Annotated in this window: 19 protein-coding genes, 1 tRNA gene and 1 pseudogene; 4 read left to right on the plus strand and 17 right to left on the minus strand. The window is 54.1% G+C overall.

All coding sequences use genetic code 11. The features are described 5' to 3' along the window. Positions 1 to 123 precede the first annotated feature (123 nt). The 9 genes and pseudogenes from IE156_RS18450 to IE156_RS14775 all read right to left on the minus strand — a co-directional run bounded on the left by IE156_RS18450 (position 124) and on the right by IE156_RS14775 (position 7,730). Positions 124 to 819, minus strand: coding sequence for a FecR family protein (locus IE156_RS18450; protein ID WP_229841382.1), 696 nt, complete (start codon positions 817 to 819; stop codon positions 124 to 126). Between the two features lie 396 nt (positions 820 to 1,215). Then, positions 1,216 to 1,368: pseudogene (locus IE156_RS18610) on the minus strand (FecR/PupR family sigma factor regulator); the annotation flags it as partial. 76 nt (positions 1,369 to 1,444) lie between these two features. Then, the gene (locus tag IE156_RS14745; RefSeq protein WP_189393303.1) at positions 1,445 to 1,957 is read right to left on the minus strand and encodes an RNA polymerase sigma factor; all 513 of its coding nucleotides are present in this window, start codon (positions 1,955 to 1,957) and stop codon (positions 1,445 to 1,447) included. A 136-nt stretch (positions 1,958 to 2,093) separates the two neighbouring features. Further along, on the minus strand, positions 2,094 to 2,633 hold the full coding sequence (locus IE156_RS14750) for a hypothetical protein (protein ID WP_189393304.1): 540 nt from the start codon (positions 2,631 to 2,633) through the stop codon (positions 2,094 to 2,096). A gap of 212 nt (positions 2,634 to 2,845) precedes the next feature. Further along, positions 2,846 to 3,190: a zinc ribbon domain-containing protein YjdM gene (locus IE156_RS14755; RefSeq protein WP_189393305.1), complete on the minus strand. Its 345-nt coding sequence runs from the start codon at positions 3,188 to 3,190 to the stop codon at positions 2,846 to 2,848. A gap of 125 nt (positions 3,191 to 3,315) precedes the next feature. Next, on the minus strand, positions 3,316 to 4,596 hold the full coding sequence (locus tag IE156_RS14760; protein ID WP_189393306.1) for a TRAP transporter large permease: 1,281 nt from the start codon (positions 4,594 to 4,596) through the stop codon (positions 3,316 to 3,318). Next, complete coding sequence (locus tag IE156_RS14765) at positions 4,593 to 5,132, minus strand: TRAP transporter small permease (protein ID WP_189393307.1); 540 nt, start codon at positions 5,130 to 5,132, stop codon at positions 4,593 to 4,595. Before IE156_RS14765 ends, IE156_RS14760 begins: the two co-directional genes overlap by 4 nt. Positions 5,133 to 5,150: 18 nt before the next feature. Further along, positions 5,151 to 6,182 (minus strand): TRAP transporter substrate-binding protein DctP, encoded by a 1,032-nt coding sequence (gene dctP, locus IE156_RS14770; protein WP_189393308.1) that lies wholly within the window; start codon positions 6,180 to 6,182, stop codon positions 5,151 to 5,153. 45 nt (positions 6,183 to 6,227) lie between these two features. After that, a complete protein-coding gene (locus IE156_RS14775) occupies positions 6,228 to 7,730 on the minus strand; it encodes an amidase (RefSeq protein ID WP_189393309.1) in 1,503 nt (500 codons plus the stop codon). A gap of 89 nt (positions 7,731 to 7,819) precedes the next feature. Between IE156_RS14775 and IE156_RS14780 the strand changes: the two genes are divergently transcribed. Next, on the plus strand, positions 7,820 to 8,524 hold the full coding sequence (locus IE156_RS14780; protein WP_189393310.1) for an IclR family transcriptional regulator: 705 nt from the start codon (positions 7,820 to 7,822) through the stop codon (positions 8,522 to 8,524). Between the two features lie 77 nt (positions 8,525 to 8,601). On the opposite strand, the gene IE156_RS14785 is transcribed toward IE156_RS14780, so the two are convergent. Both IE156_RS14785 and IE156_RS14790 read right to left on the minus strand, forming a co-directional pair. Next, a complete protein-coding gene (locus tag IE156_RS14785; protein WP_189393311.1) occupies positions 8,602 to 9,810 on the minus strand; it encodes a GGDEF domain-containing protein in 1,209 nt (402 codons plus the stop codon). Between the two features lie 299 nt (positions 9,811 to 10,109). Then, positions 10,110 to 10,997, minus strand: coding sequence for a LysR substrate-binding domain-containing protein (locus IE156_RS14790; protein ID WP_189393312.1), 888 nt, complete (start codon positions 10,995 to 10,997; stop codon positions 10,110 to 10,112). Between the two features lie 104 nt (positions 10,998 to 11,101). Here IE156_RS14790 and IE156_RS14795 point away from each other — a divergent pair, with 104 nt between their 5' ends. Then, entirely contained in the window at positions 11,102 to 11,806 is a 705-nt protein-coding gene (locus IE156_RS14795) for an SDR family oxidoreductase (protein ID WP_189393314.1), read from the plus strand. Between the two features lie 146 nt (positions 11,807 to 11,952). On the opposite strand, the gene tauC is transcribed toward IE156_RS14795, so the two are convergent. The 5 genes from tauC to IE156_RS14820 all read right to left on the minus strand — a co-directional run bounded on the left by tauC (position 11,953) and on the right by IE156_RS14820 (position 15,637). Then, positions 11,953 to 12,843 (minus strand): taurine ABC transporter permease TauC, encoded by an 891-nt coding sequence (gene tauC, locus IE156_RS14800; RefSeq protein ID WP_189393316.1) that lies wholly within the window; start codon positions 12,841 to 12,843, stop codon positions 11,953 to 11,955. A 16-nt stretch (positions 12,844 to 12,859) separates the two neighbouring features. Next, positions 12,860 to 13,645, minus strand: a complete 786-nt coding sequence (gene tauB / locus IE156_RS14805; protein WP_189393317.1) for a taurine ABC transporter ATP-binding subunit — start codon at positions 13,643 to 13,645, stop codon at positions 12,860 to 12,862. A gap of 5 nt (positions 13,646 to 13,650) precedes the next feature. Then, entirely contained in the window at positions 13,651 to 14,649 is a 999-nt protein-coding gene (gene tauA / locus IE156_RS14810; RefSeq protein ID WP_189393318.1) for a taurine ABC transporter substrate-binding protein, read from the minus strand. A 231-nt stretch (positions 14,650 to 14,880) separates the two neighbouring features. Continuing rightward, on the minus strand, positions 14,881 to 15,228 hold the full coding sequence (locus IE156_RS14815; protein ID WP_189393320.1) for a hypothetical protein: 348 nt from the start codon (positions 15,226 to 15,228) through the stop codon (positions 14,881 to 14,883). Positions 15,229 to 15,560: 332 nt separating this feature from the next. After that, positions 15,561 to 15,637 (minus strand) — tRNA-Met (locus tag IE156_RS14820). A gap of 308 nt (positions 15,638 to 15,945) precedes the next feature. On the opposite strand from IE156_RS14820, the gene IE156_RS14825 reads away from it, so the two are divergent. Together IE156_RS14825 and IE156_RS14830 are read left to right on the plus strand one after the other, a co-directional pair. Next, positions 15,946 to 17,349, plus strand: a complete 1,404-nt coding sequence (locus tag IE156_RS14825) for a GntP family permease (RefSeq protein ID WP_189393321.1) — start codon at positions 15,946 to 15,948, stop codon at positions 17,347 to 17,349. Positions 17,350 to 17,662: 313 nt separating this feature from the next. Then, positions 17,663 to 17,935 carry a hypothetical protein gene (locus IE156_RS14830; RefSeq protein WP_189393323.1) on the plus strand — a complete coding sequence of 91 codons (273 nt, stop codon included), beginning with the start codon at positions 17,663 to 17,665 and terminating at the stop codon, positions 17,933 to 17,935. 136 nt (positions 17,936 to 18,071) lie between these two features. On the opposite strand, the gene IE156_RS14835 is transcribed toward IE156_RS14830, so the two are convergent. Beyond that, complete coding sequence (locus IE156_RS14835; protein WP_189393324.1) at positions 18,072 to 19,091, minus strand: tripartite tricarboxylate transporter substrate binding protein; 1,020 nt, start codon at positions 19,089 to 19,091, stop codon at positions 18,072 to 18,074. Between the last annotated feature and the right edge of the window lie 19 nt (positions 19,092 to 19,110).

A 19,110-nucleotide genomic window follows, 5' to 3' on the forward strand; every position in this document is an offset into this window, starting at 1 on the left:
CATCACGCGACGTCTCCCACATCTGAGTAGCACTTGTACTTGGAGTCTAGTTCCGACGACTGCTTTCGTCCGAAAGCAGTCATAAATAAAACCCAGATCCGTCTACTGCAAACCCCATCTACATCACCGCTCTACATCCACCCCAACCCGCCCATCCGAACGCGAGACCACCGTCACCGGCAACTGCTCCTGCAACGCCAATAAAAAGCCCTGTGCATCTTCGATATTAAAAACACCCGCCATACGCAGGCGTTTCAGTTTTTCGTCCATCAGTTCAATCGGTTCTGGCAGATAGCGGTTCATTTCCTGAACGACTTCATCCAAAGTCTGATCCCGGAACACCACCTTACCTTGCCGCCAAGCGGTGCGTGCAGCTACATCCGTTTGCTGCACCGACCATGCCTGTTCTTCACTACCTTGCGCCAACATGCCCGGTGTCAGCGACGCTTGTTTGCGATTCCACCAAGGCCCGGACGAGACGTTGACTGAGCCTTCAGTCACGGCCACGTCGACATTCCCTTGTGCATGTCGACGCACATTGAACACGGTACCCGTAACTTCGACTTGCACTTGCCCGGCATCCACGATGAAGGGACGGTTCTTATCAGTTCGAACTGCAAAGGTTGCCTCCCCTTTCAATAAGGTGAGCTGACGTCGATGCGCCTGATAATGCAGTACCAATTCCGTGGACACATTCATGTGGACTTCGGAGCCATCTGGCAGCGATACGGTTCTTTGCTCACCGAAGGCAGTGGCATAGCTCAGGGCATGGCTGACAGTATCTTGCTGGGCTAGGTAAGCACCGCCTGCGCCTAACACTACGACAGCACCGAGCGCGGCTCCTTGCCAGAGAAAACGGCGTCTTGCCGCGTTGGGAGGCACTGCGAAGGAGGCCGTTTCCCTACTCGATGTCGTTGATGAATGCTCATCTGAAACCGAGCCAAAGTACGAAATTGAAGTCTCTGGTGCTGTCGAACTCAACACCGATGACGGATTAGATCCAGAACCAAACCTAGCCTCAGATCCAGACCTAGACCCAGACGGCAAAATCGATCTCTCATCAGAGTCAGAAACAGAAGCAAAACCAGAGGCCGAAATCACAGCAGAACCAGCATTTGAAGCCGAACCGACATTAGCCCCGTCATCCTCATCCAGCATCTCCCGTAACTCCCCATCGGGAATCAACAAACTACTCTGCCAGATACTCTCCAAGGCTCGATACTCGAACTCATTCTGACCATCAGCCCTTCTCCATTCCAGAAACCGCTTTTCCTCCGCCACGCTGAAATCACCCGAGTGCACGCGAGCAAACCAGTAGGCAGCGGCATCATGGGGATTGTCAGGAAAGGAAGAAGTTTCTGAAGTCATGGGAAGCAGCAAATTACAAAAAGCAGACCGCCAAATTGCGTGTCTTGTCTGCGCGGGACAAGTGCCAATTGCTCACTTAATGGGGAGCATGATTTTTAAGGCGTTCACGCAAATGGCGCATGGCCTGGATCATGTATTTCTCGACCATATTCACGGAAATGTTCAGCTTGTCTGCAATTTCCGCTTGAGTATATCCCTCCAGCCGGTGCCACAAGAAGACTTGCCGACATTTGGGAGATAACTCGCTCAGGGCCTCTTTCAAGGAAGACAGTAACTGCGCAGTGCGTATGGAGCTGTCGGGGTCGCGCTCCAGGGGGTGCTCGTCCTCCCCCAACTGATGCAAAGGCACGGTTTCCAAGAAGTTGGAATGACGATGCACATCAATCAAGCGATTGCGCACGCTGCGATGAAAGTAAGCACGCGGATTGGGGTTAGGCAGACCAGGCCAGTCGGCTTCCAGGGCGCGCACCATGACGTCGTGGGTGGCGTCCTCCGCCTCGGCCCGGTTACCCGAGCGTCGCGCCCACACGCCGATCAGCTCGCCATAATAGGCGAGCCAAGGTTTTTTGGACGTGGGGGAACGGGACATGGATCAAATGAGAAAAGCCGGAAGCACATGATATTAACAACTATTCTCATTATCATGTAGGCAATGAACACGCTTTAACTGCAAGATGCACAAGAACATCTACCAAACCCAATAAGACTACCTCCACAAGAATCAACTACTGGCTAATAGCCCCAAGAGGCAAGGCAGGAATCACGAACGGTGCCCAGATAATTGTTTCAACCAGATTAGGCGTAGTGCTGAGACTGCCTTTCATCTGCTCCACCTTTGTCTCGACGGAGGCAGGAAACTCAATCACTTGATGCGCTGGCGGCACATGATCGACCGCCCTGCCCTTGCTGACTCTTTCCTGCTTGATATAGAGCGTATCGGTGTGCTCCAGCGCTCTGGCCAGGGCCGGAATCCGGCGCACAAAGCTGACGCCATCCGGTTTGAACACCTGAAATTGGTAGGTTTCCAGCAAGGCAGTTTTGTCTAACTCACTCAGTTGATGCGCGGCAATGTAGATATAGAAAGTCGCCCGCACTTCCTTGTTGGGAAACACATGCACGGCACTAGAAAGGTGAGAAGTCTGTGCGCCTAGACGGGACTGCCAGAACTGCACAAAAGGGGCCAATTCGACTTTAGGGAAAACGTACGAAGGCTGATCCGCAGTCAGTAAGTAAAAGCTGCTTTGATCTTCTGCAATAGCCGTCATGCTTGTTGTATCGATTTTCTCGGGTGAATAAGTCGTTGCGCAGCCAAGCAGAAAACTCAGCAAAAAAATAAAGCCATACTTGAACATACGCGTGATACCGCCCTGAATCATCCATGCCGCATCTATCCGGCATACGCACCTCAAGTCCCAAGAGGCATCATAAAAAAACGCAGCGTATCAACGCTGCGCCTACAAAACCCAAGTCTGAACGCTTAGGCTTTCTTCAAATACATGGCCTTCAACAAGTAGCTGATGCCATCGATCTTGCAATCGACTTCATGGTCACCTCGAACCAGACGGATGCCTTTGGCCTTGGCGCCTTTCTTCAAGGTATTGGAACCCTTAACTTTCAAATCGCGAATCAGAATGACGTCATCGCCCGCCGCCAGCAAATTACCGTTGCTGTCTTTAACAATCAACTCGTCGCCATCGGTGTCAGCCTCGGCAGTGGACTCATTGTCTTGCCATTCGTAGCCACAATCGGCACAGACCCATTGCTCAGTGTCATGGTAGGTATTTTCCAAGGTGCACTGTGGACAAGGAAGCGGTGTGCTCATATTTTTTTCCTGAAAAAAGCTGGGTGCTGCTGCACCAGAAGTGCGGCCAGTTTAGCCCTTTGCATCAGGAAGGCCAAAAACACACTGGCCCTGCCTACACAGCAGGGCCAGTGCGATAGGCCCAATTACATCGTGGGCATAAGCAATTCTGGCAGCCAGGTGGACAGGATAGGAATATAAGTGACCACTCCGAGCAGTACCAAAAGAATCAGAAAGAACGGCGTGGTGCCCCGTATCACCTGCGACAAAGGCACTTTGCCTATGTCTGACACCACAAAAAGATTCAACCCCAATGGCGGACTTAACAACGCAATTTCCATGTTCACCACCACCAGTACGCCGAAATGGATGGGGTCGATTTTCAACGGCTCCAGCAAGGGCAGCACCAAGGGCATCATGATCATCAGCACCGACAGCACTTCCAGGAACATGCCCAGAAACAGCAAAACAAGATTCAAGAACAACAGGAACTGCCAACCCTTGATATCCCACTCGTGCAGTTGAGCCACCAGCTTGGCACCTAAACCACTTTCTGTAATCCAGTGACCAAAGGGCAAGGCTACCGCCACAATAATCATGATCACCGCTGCGTTGCGTACTCCAACAGCCAGGACGGATAAGGTCTCTTTGACCGTGATACCTTTGTAGACAAACAGCGCCAGGATATACGCCACCACGGCGGAGACCGCAGCAGATTCCGACAAGGTCATGAAGCCGCCGTACAAGCCACCCAAAACGATCAAAGGGATCAACAAGGTCGGCAAGGCCAGCATTGTTTTATGCAACTTTTCGCCTCGGGTGATGGTGCTGCTATCAATGGCGTAATTCTTTTTGCGGCTAAACCAGATGATGTAGCCCGAGATCATCAGAATCTGCAAAATGGCTGGGATGACGCCGGCCAGGAAAAGCCGGGGGATGGAGACATCGGCCAAGACACCGTAAATAACAAAGGCCAGAGATGGGGGAATTAAGATCCCCAGCGTGCCTGCCGAGGCCACGATACCAGAGGCAAAGCCACCGGAATAACCGCTACGCAACATAGCGGGAATCAGGATGGTACCCATAGCAATCGCTGTCGCCACCGAGGACCCGCACATAGTGGCAAACAAGGCGCAGGCGGTAATCCCGACCAGACCCACGCCCCCACGAATCTGCCCTACCCAGGCCTGTGCGGCATCAACCAAAGCACGTGCGATACCACCACGTTCCATAAAGGTGGCGGCAATCACAAAGTAAGGAACGGCCAGCAAAGGAACCGAGTTCAGCTCGTCAATCAAACGTTGAGCCAATGACAGCAAGGCATCGTCCTGATAGAACAGCACTACACCCGTTGTACCCAGCGCCAAAAAGATAGGTGTACCAATAGCCAGCAGGGCCAAAAAACCCAGAAAAACAATCCCGATCATGGTTGCCGCTCCTGGCCGACTGGACTACGTACACAGCGGAGCAGCAAAAGCAGATAGCGCAAGCTCATCAAGCTCATGCCCACTGGTAAAGCAGCGGTATAAATCCACAAGGGAAAGCGCAAGCTGGTCGAGGACACGTCCCCAAACTCGTAGGCCTCCATGGTGATTTGCACGCCCAGATAGCTCATCAGCATAGAAAACAGCAGACCCAGCAAGTAGCTAAACAAGAAAGCCTTGTGCTTGAGACCAGGCGACAAATAATTCAGGACGATATCGGCCTTGATGTGCCGTCCTTGCGCGGTAATGACACCCAGGGACAAAAACACTGCCCAGACAATCAGATAGACCTGAATTTCATCGCTGGCCGTAATGGCGTAACTGCTGCTGGTATTGCGCAGGATCACGTTATACAGACAAACCAGTACAGCCAGTAGTCCCAGTAAACCTACGATCACATCTTCGACTCGCTGCAGCGCAGAGGGAGGCTTAGCCTCCCCCAAGGCTGTCGTGTCCTTATTGGTACAGGTATTGGACATGCTCAAGCCTTTTGTTATTTAGAAATCCACGTTTGCCGTTTGGAGTTCTTGCTTGGCCAGTTGCTCAGCCTCTGCATCAATCTTCATGGCTTTGACCAAAGCATCCTGCGTTTTTGTCAGCTTCTTGCGGGCTTCGGTGCGGGCAGCTTCATCGGGGCTGAAAGCCTGGATGCCGTTTTCTGCCAAAGTCTTGGCGGCATCCTGCTCCACCTGCTTGACCATATTGCGCTGTTCCACAACCGCCACTTGCCAGGCTTCGGTAATCGCCTTCTGCACTTCAGGGCTTTGCTTTTTCCAGAAGCGCTCGCCGACCAAAGGAACGTACTGCGCCATCATCTGATAGTCGTCAAAGCTATATTTCAAACCGGAATCCCACAGCTTGGCAGTACGCACACCTTCCCGGCTGCTGGCAATCGCGTCGATGGCACCTTGGCTCATGGCCATGGGCAAATCGGAGAATGGAATCATCACCGGTACACCTCCCAAGGCTTCAATACGAGCCGAGAAAGTCGTGCCGCCCGAGTACTGAATCTTCATACCTTGAAGTTGGTCGTAAGAACGCACGTCTTTGCCCGTGCTGTAGAAGTGAATCGAACCGGCATCCGCCCAGTTACCCAACACTTTCACCTTCAAACGGTCTTCAATTTTCTGATTGACCAGTGCGCCCAGCTTTCCATCCATCAGACGGTGGGTGATCTCGGGATCAACCCCGTAAAACATAGGCAGAGCAGTGACAGCGGCACTAGGCTCACTGCCTTCCAACTGCCAAGTTCCGGGCAGACCCATTTCAATGGCGCCCTGGCGCAGGGCCTTGGGAACATCACGGTCCCGGAATAGCTGGGCACTGGGGTAGACCTCGACAATCAGTTGGTCCCCTACTCTTTTTTGCAGCTCTGCCACAAAAACTTCCACGCCTTTATTACGGACATGGTTAGGGTTGGTATCCAGCGAAATCCGGAACTTATCCGCTGCATGAGCAGCAGGGGCCAGTGTTAGGGCAAGGGCAACTAGCCCCGCGCAACGCAAAGGAGATACGCGATAGAGCGACATGGTTTTTTTCCTGGTGGTAGAGGTTGGTTTCTGCAGCGAATAGTTTTAGTTTTTGCCGAACAAGGCATGCCCTGCGGCTTCCAAACGTTGAGCAACAGCCAGCAAACGCCAGTCGTCACCCTGTTTGGCAATCAGTTGCAGCCCAATCGGTGCGCCATCTTTTGCCCTGCCCCAAGGAATGGAGATAGCGGGTGAGCCAGACAGGCTAAAGGGCATGGTCAGTTGCGTGACGGCGGTATGCAGAGGGTAGATTTTCTGACCTATCTGAACCTCTGTCGCCCCGACTTTAGGAGCCGGACAACGCATGGTGGGGCAAATCAGAATATCGACGTGCTCAAACAAAGCATCAATGTGGGCATTGAAGTCCGTACGCAGCTTTTGTGCGCGTATATACCAGGGCGCCGGCAAAAAATGCCCGATTTCCAGCCGGATACGGATTTCTTCGCTGATCTTGTCTGCCTGTTCCTGAAGGCGGTCGGTGTAGGACGCAGTGGCCTCGGAAGTGATGATCATGAACTGCAAGGCAGCTGCCATATGGGCTTCTGGCAACATGATTGCCTGCACCACGGCCTGATCCTGTTCCAGACTACGGCAAGCCTGATCCAGCGCGCCCAGTACTTGTGATTCCAAGGGGTCCACGAAGTAACCACCCAGGCGTCCAATACGGATACCGTCCAAATTCTGTACCGCCCAATTTGGCTCTTGCGGCAAATCCAGTAACCCCGCATAAACCAGGGCGCAATCTTGCACGTATTTTCCTATGGGGCCCAAATGGTCCAGGCTGGGGGCGACATCAATCGAGCCTTCCCGTGGGACGCTATCGTAAGTAGGTTTGAAGCCTACTACTCCACAACAAGCAGCCGGTAAACGGATGGACCCACCTGTGTCAGTACCCAGCGTGACGCGACAGACATCCGCCGCCACAATCGCAGCAGAACCGCCGCTGGAGCCGCCGGGAATATGCTCGGGCGAGGCTGGATTGATCACCCGACCATAACGGGGGTTATTGCTGCTGGCCCCAAAGGCCATCTCGTGCTGATTAGCCATACCAATCACCACCGCCCCCTTGGAGCGCAAACGCGCCACGCTTAAAGCGTCGTGGGGAGCGGGCTCAAAATGGCCTGAAGCACTGCCAGCGGTGACAGGAAAACCGGCCACCGCTGTCATGTCTTTCACTGCAATCGGCAGATTATGTAAATAGCCTGGCTGGCCGCTGGGTGCTGTCTCAGCCAAGACCGTAAACAAATGCAGCTCGGGATTCAGGTCTTTGGCACACTTCAAGGCTTGATCCGGTTCTGCAAGAATAGCCGGCAACGTAAACTGTGCTCGCGGCACGGTTCCTTGCGCGGGTTTTATCTGAACCAAGCTGGCCTGATACGGTTGAGCCGCCGTGTTGGGCAAGCTCAGAAAATGTTGGATTTCCGCTTCGTTAATGGCTAAACGTTGTATCCATTGTTCAGCGGTATTGGGCTTACTGACGGGCTGTTGTATCCAGCCTGCGTACTGTTCGAAGGTATAGCGTAGGTCCGCCTGCGTAGTGCTGGCCATTGTTTTGTCCCCTGGGCATATTTTGCCGTAGTTTCATCAGATGAAACTCGTGTATTATTTTCATAAAAATCTATCAGAGGAGTTGGGTGATGTCAAGAAAGGACAGTCCTGAACAAGCCGTACAAAAACAGTCTGCACCGGCTGGTGTCGCGGCTTTGGAACGCGGTCTATCAATCTTGCGCACCCTGGGGCAGCAAGAAGGATTAAGCCTGACGGAGATTGCCCAACGCAGTGATCTGAATAAAGCCACGGCCCTGCGACTGCTGCGAACGTTAGAGCAGCAAGGCTTTGTCTGGAGAGACGGGCGACAGCTGTATTACTTTGGCTATGCGCTGGCCGTCATCACCCGCAATCTGAGCATGGAAAACTGGCTGGCCAGCAGCATGCAGCCGGAACTGGATTTGATGGCAAAACAAACAGGCGAGACCGCTTCGTTTTTCAATTGCAGTGGCGAGCAACGTTTATGCGTTGCAGTGGCGATGGGTTGGCGCGATGTGGGACACCGCTTATGCGCGGGGGATACCTTGCCCATGACGGGCGCCAGTGGGCATGTTCTGGCTGAGTTCAGTGATGGCAGGCCCAAGGATTACGAATTCAAAGTCTCCCAGTCTTTGGGAGAACGAGTGGCCGAATTGGCTGCTTTGGCCGTGCCTGTGTTCAGTGGCGACGGGAAACTACTGGGGGCGTTAGGCCTCTCAGGAACACGGACGCGGTTTCAAGAGGATGACTACCGCCAGGAGCTCTGTGCTCACTTAGCCGCCTCGCTAGAACGCATACACAGCGCCGTGCCGTAATGCTGAATCAGGCAGGCCCCGTCATGACGATAGAGCCTGCTCACCTGCGCGTCCGTGAACCTAGACAATCGTTGCGATTAACCCTCCGCCAGGGCGGCATAAGGCTCTTGCGCAACGGTGCTATCAGATTGCATAGCCACTTCGACTCGATCTCGACCCGCCGCTTTACCCCTATAGAGTGCGGCATCTGCTTGCCGCAAGGCGTCCTCCAAACCGTAGGCGCCGTACAAAGCCGGTGAGATCCCGATCGTGACAGTACAGCGCAACGGCTGAATCACACCAGGCAAGGTAATCACATCGCTTTCCAGCTTAGTGCGCAGACGCTCTGCCAGAAGCATTACCCCTTGCTCGTCAGTCTCCAGGCAAACGGCCACAAACTCCTCTCCCCCGATACGGCCTGTCAAATCGCCACGCCGCGCAGTGGAACGAATCAGGCCAGCCACATGGCAAATCACCCCATCGCCTGCCTGATGCCCGTAGGTATCGTTAATATTTTTGAAATGGTCGATATCGATCAACAACAAATAAGCAGGTACGGCACTGCGCGTATTGAAGTACTGCTGCAACGCTTCCACCAGCCCGCGACGATTGAGTAGATCTGTCAGGGGATCACGCGCAGCCCTATTACGCAGATCATCTGTCAGCCGCCGCAACACCAGCCAAACAATAGAGGGCGGCACAATGGTCGCCAGCGTAGACATATAGATGTAGAAAACCAGTTGGAAGCGGCTGTCCATTTGCAGCGCATCCAAACCACCATCCATGATTTTCAAGAACTTCAGCGCATTAAGAACGCAAATCCCGCTGATCAGCAGTGCGAAGAAAATCATCTCCCCATGCAGGTCTTTTGCAAACGTGCGCACGCCGTAAATCACGGTGACCGTCATCACAAAAAACAGCAAAGACGCCATAGCGGCCAGCATCGCGTAACGCGCAGTAGGCCCCAGCCCCCACTGCACCAGCCATTGCAGCAGCCCATACAGCACACAAAATAGAATCAAAGGGCGCAGCAATTGCACCGGCCGCCCAAAAAACCGCATGGCACCCAGCCAATAAGCAATCGGCGAAGCCAGCGTCAGATTGTGGTTGATAACACTGAGCAGACTCCAGGCTGGGCCTCCTTCAAGCAGCTGCAGAATATAGGCCAAGGCCAATAGAAGGTTGCCAGCGGCAAAGAAGTCCATCCCCATTCTGTTGCCAGGCAGACGTCGACTAATCAATAAAAACATGACAGAAAAGCACAAGAGATGTGCACACAGCATGCCAACAAGAACAGAAGCAACCATAAAAAGACGCTTAACGCGAAAATGGATTTCCTGCGCTGGACACGCGCGAGGGTGCCAGCGACACATAAACAAGGGATTGGGGTCGGCTCTGTGCCCAAAACGATGGCATCAAACCCAATGCAAGATGTACTGCAGTGATAGTCCCTTGCTTTGTTCTTATGGGGGGGAGCTCCAACTGCGGCTATCTGTACGGGATCGCCTTTAACCGAATGTGCCGATTGTAAGTGTTTTTTACCTTACGGCCGCTTTATGTGCCTAAATCCCACAAGCGCGCAAACTTAAATACGTGATACTCGGGGCTACCCAGCCACCTCTTGGCTTAAGAGCAATCTATGCAGGCACCAATTCCAGACAGCCTCGACAGAGTCTCTGGCTGCTGTTGAACGCTTGCGTACCAAATAAAAATCTGCGCCCAAAGCCCCCGCCTCCGCCACCTGCACTAACCTGCCCGCAGCCAAATCGGCAGCGACGAACGCCTTGCATGCCAAAGCCACACCTTGACCGGCCATCGCCGCATCCAGCGCCAGTGTTGTCTGGTTGAACACGGCTCCCGGCAACTTATTGTTTGACTTCAGAAACCTGGCCCAATGATCATGCGCATCATGCAGCAGAGGCAATACACGCAGCTGCTCGATAGAAAGTGGAGGTATCAAATCCCCCAGCAAATAGGGGCTCGCCACCGCCACCAAATCCTGGCGAAACAGTAGTTGCGCGTCCAGGTCAGCTGCGAACGGCGGACGAGCCAATCGCACAGCAATATCGACCTGATCACGATCAAAGTCCGACAAGGCCTCGGTCGCGACGGTGCACAGTTGCACACCGGGCAGCTCCGCCTGCAAATCTCCCAAACGCGGAATCAGCAACTTGGCTGCCACCGTGGGCGTCACGCTGATCGTCACCGTATCAGGGCGTGCCAACAAGTGCCCTGTCGCATCCGCCAGGGTGTCAAAAGCACGGGTGACATCAGCAAGATAGGCAGCCCCCGGCAGAGTCAGCAACAACCCACGCGGGTGGCGCTGAAATAGTGCGATACCCAGATGCTCTTCCAGGGCTCTGACCTGTTGCGCCACAGCGCCTTGAGTCACGCCCAGTTCGTCCGCAGCAGCACGAAAGCTTAGCCTGCGGCCAGACGCCTCGAAAGCACGTAAGGCATTCAGTGGAGGTAAGGTACGACGGGATTGGTTCATGCTGTAGGCAGTAGTTTTTCTACATTCTACTGCGCTTATTTAACGCATGCATTTTCAATTTAGGGCTGAAATAATAGTGTTAAACCAAACACATGGAGGTTCTTATGGTGGTAGAAAAAGTAGCACTGATTAGTGCAGGCGGAACTGGCATTGGCGCCGCTACGGCACGCAAACTGGCTCAAGATGGCTATCACGTCGCGATCCTGTCCTCCTCCGGAAAAGGTGAGGCGCTGGCCAAGGAATTGGGCGGTGTGGGCCTGACAGGATCAAACCAGTCCAACGACGACTTAAAACGCCTGGTGGATTTGGCGATGCAACGCTGGGGGCGTATTGATGCCTTGGTCAGCTCTGCCGGCCATGGTCCACGAGGCCCTGTTTTAGAAATCAGCGATGCGGATTGGCACGAAGGCATGGACGTCTATTTTCTGAATGCTGTGCGTCCGGCGCGCTTGGTTGCACCCATCATGGCAGCACAAGGCGGTGGGGCCATCGTCAACATTTCTACTGCCTGGGCTTTTGAGCCGGCCGAAATGTTCCCCACTTCCGCCGTATTCCGCGCCGGGCTGGCTAGTTTCACCAAGATTTTTGCCGATACCTATGCAGCCAAGAATGTCCGCATGAACAACGTCCTGCCCGGCTGGATTAACAGCTTGCCCGCAACGGAAGAACGACGCGAAAGTGTGCCGATGGGACGCTATGGCAAAGCAGAGGAAGTCGCAGCCACAATTGCTTTTCTATTATCGGATGGGGCTGGGTACATTACGGGCCAGAACATCAAAGTGGATGGTGGATTGACTCGGGCGGTATAAGTTTTCACAAACCGATTGGCTGGATAGCGTTCACACCACATAGCCCCCCGGCAAACCCAAGCACTCAAAACAAGATCTCGATCACTGAGCGAAACCAGGTTCCTACCTAGGCACAGCAACACCGTGCCTAGGTAGGATCATGGTTTCTAACGTGCTTGCCCATGCCACGGCACAAGTTTGGCCTGTAATCGACGTAAGCCAATTTCCAGTACAAACGCCACCACGGCGATAAGCAAAATCCCCGCCATCACCACATCGGTTGCCAGAAACTGGCCCGCCGACTGCACCATGAATCCCAAGCCGCGCGTGGCAGCGACCAGTTCCGAAGCCACTAGCGTGGACCAACCCACGCCCAAACCAATCCGCAGTCCAGTCAGAATCTCCGGCAAAGCACTGGGAATAATGATGTAGCGTAGTAACTGGCTTCGCGTCGCCCCTAAGGACTGGGCTGCACGCAGTTTCACGGGGTCCACATTACGCACCCCACCAGCAGTCGCAATCGTAATCGGTGCAAAAATCGCCAGATAAATCAATAACACTTTCGACAGTTCGCCAATGCCGAACCAGATCACAATCAGCGGCAAATACGCCAGCGGTGGGATTGGGCGGTAGAACTCAATCAGCGGGTCCAAAATACCCTGGGCGATGCGGTTGCGACCAATAGCAATTCCGGTGGGAATAGCCAGCAACACCGCAGCCACCAAAGCCAAACCGATACGCCACAAGCTGGCAGCCAAATGCTGCTGCACGGTGGCATCCATATAACCCACCGAGAACAGGCGCAAAACTCGACTTGCTACAGCCTGTGGCGAAGGTAGAAATAGCGGGTCTATATAGCCCCAAGCGGTGACAGCCCACCACAAGACCACCACGCCCGCCAAGGTCAGCAGGCTAATCACGCCGATAGACGTTTGCCGTACCTTAGTGTCGGTTTGCCTATAAGGATCGGGCGCAGCGCTTACGTGTAAGGAGGATGCAGCAGACAAGCTGACAGCGTCGGAGGCCTGCAAAACTTGGCCGGTAGCAGAGGATTTCATGAGTGATCTTCCATGCTCAGGTAGAGGTAGCAATGGGGTGAGCAGAGAACACATGCTCCAGCACGCGCTCCCGCGCAGCGATAAATTCCGGCGAGGACTTCACCTGACGCACTGGCTGCCCCTGAGTATGGCGCTGGCCAAAACCCAGCGCCAAGCGCTCGACTACACACCCAGGGCTACCGCCCAGAATGATGAGATCGGTGGCAAGAAACACGGCCTCTTCAATGTCATGAGTAATCAAAAAAACAGGCTTGGCGCTGCGTTGCCAGACAGTCAACAAAAGCGTCTGCGCCTGCTCACGGGTGAAGGCATCAAGCGCACCAAATGGCTCGTCCAATAGCAACACGCGCGGGTCAGCCGCCAAAGCACGAGCAATGCCGACCCGTTGTTTCTGACCACCCGACAATTGCCAAACACGACGCTGCTCCAGCCCTTCCAGACCGACCAAAGCCAGTTGACGACGAGCCAAAGCCTCGCGCTGCGCCTTGGATTCACCGCGCAGCGTTAAACCAAAGGCCACGTTTTCCAATACCGTCTGCCAAGGCAACAAGGCGTCATCCTGAAACACCACACCACGATCAGCCCCCGGACCGCGTACGGGTTCATCATCCAGCGTAATAGTGCCAGCGCTGGGCAACGTGAACCCCGCAATCAGGTTCAACAACGTCGTCTTGCCGCTACCCGAGGGACCCAATACCACCACCAACTGCCCCGGCCCCAACTGCAGTGAAACGTCTCGCAGCGCTAAATGATCGGCACCGGGGTATCGTGCGCTGACGTGGTTCAGTGTTAACTGCGCCATCCGGCTTACTTGGCCTGCGAGGCAGCTGCCTCAACATACTTGGCCGAGCTGTAATCGGCGTAGCTAGGCAATACCTCGTCGATACGGCCCTGCTCTTTTAGAAAGGCAGAGGTATCGGCCAAAGCCTGGACGGTAGGTTGAGCCAAGGTCTTGATCTGATCAGGCGCCGATAAAAAGCCGCTACCCGCCAGAACATTGGGGATTTCAGCAGGCGTGGCCCCCGTCAAACGAGCCAATTTGTCGATATTGTCTTGATTGGCTACCCACGCAGCAGGGTCACGAGCATAGCTGTCGTACGAAGCCAGCGTGATGCGAGCAAATGCCGACACGACATCAGGATGCTTTTGAGCAAAGTCCTTACGCACTAGCCAGACATCGAAGGTAGGAGCCCCCAGCTTGGCCAGCTCGCCCGAACTGATCAAGACCTTGCCGCTTTCCTTAGCCTTGCTCAGCGCCGGGTCCCAGGTATAAGCACCGTCAATGTCACCGCGAGCCCAAGCCGCAACAATATTGGCTGGCGTCAGATTGATGATGTTGACCTGTTTGGGGTCGATCTTCCAATGCTTGAGTGCAGCCAGCAGGCTGTAATGACTGGTCGAGACAAAAGGCGTAGCAATCGTCTTGCCAATCAGATCCTGTGGAGTCTGAATATCCGAACCACTACGCACAACCAACTCTTCGCTCGTGCCCAGCTCGGCAGCAATCAGGAAGGTTTCAATAGGCAACTTACGGCTGGCTGCAGCAGCCAAGGGGCTGGAGCCTAAATAGGCAATCTGCACATCGCCCGAAGCGACGGCATTGATCACTTCCGCGCCACCATCAAACTTGCGCCAATCGATTTTGGCGCCCGTTTCCTTTTCATAAACACCATCTGCCTGCGGCACGTTCGACGGGTTTGGGATGGTCTGATAAGCGACCGTCAGGCTGGTAGCCTGCACAGCCAGGGATACGACGCTGGCCGCCACCACCAGGCCCAGATGCTGCAGAGTTCTCGTCAACGACATGGAGCATTCCTCGATTATTGTGTTGGCTTGATGGGCCAGTAGGTCGAGGAATCAGAATAGACAAAAGAGAGAAGCAGGCAAAAGACCGATTTCGCTTATTGTTAGTGCGCGAATTTATGAGGTGTGACGACCATAAGCTTAGAAGCCTGGGCGAAAGCGCCGGGCTCAGTTGCAAGGCTCTTCTCCCGCACAATCAATGACAAGAGCACAACAATCCTAATCAAGCACTAGCTAGCGCGACTTAGGCTGCGTACGAACGACTAGAAAGAACAAAACGCAAACCAGTACCAATAGCGCAAAAAAAGCGAGACCGATGCTGAAATTTTCTGTTCCGAAGTCGCGCAGCATGGTCATCGCATCCAAGGCGGCGTAAAGACTAAATGCCAGGGTTGGTATGAAAAGGAGGGCCGCCAGAGTCTTGATAAATTTGCGGGACCGCATTGGAAGCAGAGCAGCAAAAACAATAGTGGCGACAACCAGAACAGGGATTCCAACAACCAAGGTGAGCAGCCCGTCGGAGGCGAAAGCTGGGAAAGGTACGAACAGCGCAACGACTCCAACACGTTTGAATAAGCTCATGAGCCTTACCTTGATTAAGACAGCAAACGCAGCCGCAGGGGCCGCTTGTATAAGAATGATTAGGTTCCTAGCAATATTATTCTAAGGCATGCTCGGCAATTTCAAGGCGGCACCCTGCCTTGAGTAAAGGGAGTCTATAGCCTATCGGCTGACTCCTGCCAATAGCGTGCGCGGTAAGCCCATATCTATCAGGCTAGGCGCCGGTTCCCGATACAAAATGCGCAGGACCGCAGCAATATCATTCACCCCTGAGTCGTCCCCCCCCCAGCCGCAGAAAACAAAAAAGCCACCCGGCTGGGTGGCTTTTTTTTCCTGATTTAACAGGGGTATTCTGGTGGCGCATCCCTGATTCGAACAGGGGACCTGCGGATTATGATTCCGTCGCTCTAACCTGCTGAGCTAATGCGCCGAAGAAAGAATTATAGCAAGGTTTCTTCTTTTGGCAAGCGTTTACCGTGATTTTTTGTCTTCTTTTTGGCCCATTTCTCCTATGAAAACGCTAAACCCTCGTATTCATTAGGTTTTCCGATTTCATCCGTCCCTGCCCCATCCTCACGCTTGATACAAAACGTAAGCAAAACACGAATTCCAGCCGATTCCCCCTTGCGCCCTATCAAGTCTCTTTGTCATCCCCTATTGCTACACTGCCTGCTTGGCGCTAGATCCGTCTTTTTTCATTGATGTCCGTGATCCGGACTTTCCTCAGGAACTTCGTTTATGGCCAGTACGCTTGCTATCGTTGTCTCGCTTTTATTGCTGATGTTCTTCGCCTATCGGGGGGTGACTGTATTATTGCTGGCCCCTTTGATGGCCGCCCTGGCTGTGCTGCTCTCGGGGGACTCCGGGTTTTTGTTGCCCATCTATACCTCCACCTTCATGAGCGCGCTTAGCGGCTATGTGCTTCAGTTCTTACCCATCTTCTTATTAGGTGCCTTGTTTGGTCAGTTGATGGCGGATTCCGGAGCGGCTCAGGCGATTGCTCAGTGGATTACGCGCAAGCTGGGACATCGTCATGCTATTGCCACTATTGTGATGGTGTGCGGCGTACTGACTTATGGTGGTGTGTCTTTGTTTGTGGTGGCGTTTGCCATCTACCCGATTGCCAAGGATCTGTTCCGTGCAGCGGGTATCCCTAAGCGCCTGATTCCTGCGGCGATTGCACTGGGTTCGTTTACGTTCACCATGACCGCCCTGCCCGGCACGCCTGCCATTCAAAACGCGATCCCTATTCCTTACTACGGCACTAACGTGTTTGCAGCGCCTGGGTTGGGGATTATTGGCGGCTTGATCATGGCCTTTGGTGGTCTGTGGTGGTTGCAGTCGCGTGCTCGCAAGGCCGCAGCCAATGGTGAGACCTATGGCGATCACGGCCAGGATATTTTGGATGCCAGCGCCGATGTCAGCACGCATGAGCAAAAACCCATGCCCATCTTCCTGGCTATCTTGCCGCTGATTCTGGTGATTGGCGTCAATGCCTTATTCACCTACGGCATTTTCCCCGGCACGAATTTCAGCTTCATGGCTGAGCGCTTCCCTCAGGTTGATCCTGCCAAGATTACCGGTTTGTGGGCACTGATTATTGCCCTGATTACGGCCAATCTGGTGCTGATTATCAGCCGTCTGGGGCACTGGAAGAGCCTGCGCGAAAGCATTAACAAAGGCGTGTTTGGTTTTATGTTGCCTTTGTTCAATACCGCCTCGGAAGTAGGTTATGGCGCGGTCATCGCCAGCCTGGCGGGCTTTGCGATTATTCGGGACTTTGTGCTGAACGTAGCCCCCGGTAATCCTTTGATCTCGGAGGCGGTGGCCATGACTACGCTGGCCGGGATTACCGGTTCGTCCTCGGGTGGCTTGAGTATTGCTTTGCAGACGCTGGGAGCGGACTATTTGGCGATGGCTCAGCAGGCTGGCATTAGCCCTGAATTGCTGCACCGTGTGGCTGTGATGGCGGCGGGTGGGCTCGATACCCTGCCCCATTGCGGTGCAATCATTACGTTGCTGTCCATCTGCAAACTGAACCATCGCCAGTCTTACGGCAATATCGCTATGGTAACGATGGCCGCCCCTATCGTTGCCCTGATCACAGTGATTACGCTGGGTACGATTTTTGGCAGCTTCTAAGCAGGTTTAGAAAACAAGCTCTATATAAGCAGCTATGTGCAGATTCGCGCATAGCTGCTTTTTTATTGATCTCGCATCCTTCGGCTTCCTCACCTACCAAAACTTTCACCGGGATTGTGCCCCTTCCGATGGATAGTGCTTCGGTGCAATGGCAGCCTATTAAAACAAGGTATGCGGCCCCTACGACGGGCTCTTTCCTTTCGTTTTCTATCGCGAAAACCCGTAACGCTTTGGCATCCGCCATACCTTCCCAGCGTGCTAGGATTTAACCATCTGGTCCCGTATGGTCACGATCAATAATCAGGAGCACACCATGAGCTATACCTACACCCTTAATGAGTTAGGCACTGAGGCTATTCGTCAGTTTGTTCTGGACCGTGGTCAGCCTGATCTGAACCTGCAGGCGTACATTGCGGCTGCTGAAGTCGAGGCTGATAATTTCAATACTGGTGAGAGCCAGCGCGGCCAAATCGAGATCGACACCAATTGCAGCAAGGACGGTTTGACGCATACCCTGCTGCTGGAAAAGCATTGGTTTACCACTCAGCCTGTACCTGAAGCCCCTGCTGACGACAGCTTCTTCTAACCAGGGGCAGGGTTTGTCTGTGGGTTCCTAATCTTAAAACAGACAATCCCGCCCCCAGCTAGTCCCCTATATAGCCAGTGGTTCAGGCGGCCGACAACGGCTGCCGTGGCTTGGCCTCAAAGCAAGATCCCCCGTCTTAATCCACCTGCAAGCCAATCTTGTAAGCCAAGGCTCCAAAACGGTCGATATCATTCCAGATCATGGCCTTGAAGCCACTGGCCTGGGCGGACTCATTTCCTTCTTGCGGCGTATAGCCCAAAGCCAGCAATTGCGATTGCATGGCTGTATCGGTCAGCGCTTTTTGCACTACGCGATTCAAAGCATTAATGATGTGTTCGGGGGTATGAGACGGTGCCAGCAGCCCATGCCATTGATCCAGCTCGAAACTGGTGTCACTGACTTCGGCCACGGTGGGCACATGGGGCAGAACGGGGCTGCGCTGAGCGGAAGTGACGGCCAAGGCACGCAAGTGCCCGGACTCAATCAGGGTTGCCGCGCTGGATAAGGTGACGATGCCAATCGGTACCTGCCCGGCCACCACATCATTTAAAGCTGGGCCGCAGCCACGGTACGGGATGTGCAACAAAGCCGTACCCCGCAAGTCGTACAACATTTCGCCAGCCAGATGCTGGGGCGTGCCGTTTCCACAGGACGCATACGCCAATGACGGTTCTGATTGCTGCTCCAGCACTTGTTCCAGACTCTGGATGTCCGAACCATGCCCCGTCACGATGACTGAAGGCACGAACCCGATATTGGCGATGGGTGCAAAGTCTTCTTTGGGGTTGAATCCCAGGTTACGAAACACGCCGGGGTTGATCGCAAAGGAGCTATTGGCCATCAGCAAGGTGTAACCATCGGCGCGGGCATAGGCTACGGCGCGCGCGCCGATATTGCCGCTGGCGCCGGGACGGTTGTCGATGATGACGGGCTGGCCTAAAGCCTTTTCCAATCTTGGGCCCAGCTTGCGGGCCAGCAAGTCTGTCCCGCCGCCAGGCGGAAAGGTAACAATCACGGTAATTGGCTTGACCGGGTATTTGACGGCCTGCTCGGCCACCTCGTCCCTTGCCTGCGCTGCCTGACTGCCCAGGCCCAGCGCTACCATGCCCAGCAAGGCGACTGCTGTCGCCCGCTTCCCCACCTGAAAAACCGCCATCACACCCAACACGTTTATC

The organism is Alcaligenes pakistanensis (assembly GCF_014652815.1).
Classification (GTDB): domain Bacteria; phylum Pseudomonadota; class Gammaproteobacteria; order Burkholderiales; family Burkholderiaceae_B; genus Alcaligenes; species Alcaligenes pakistanensis.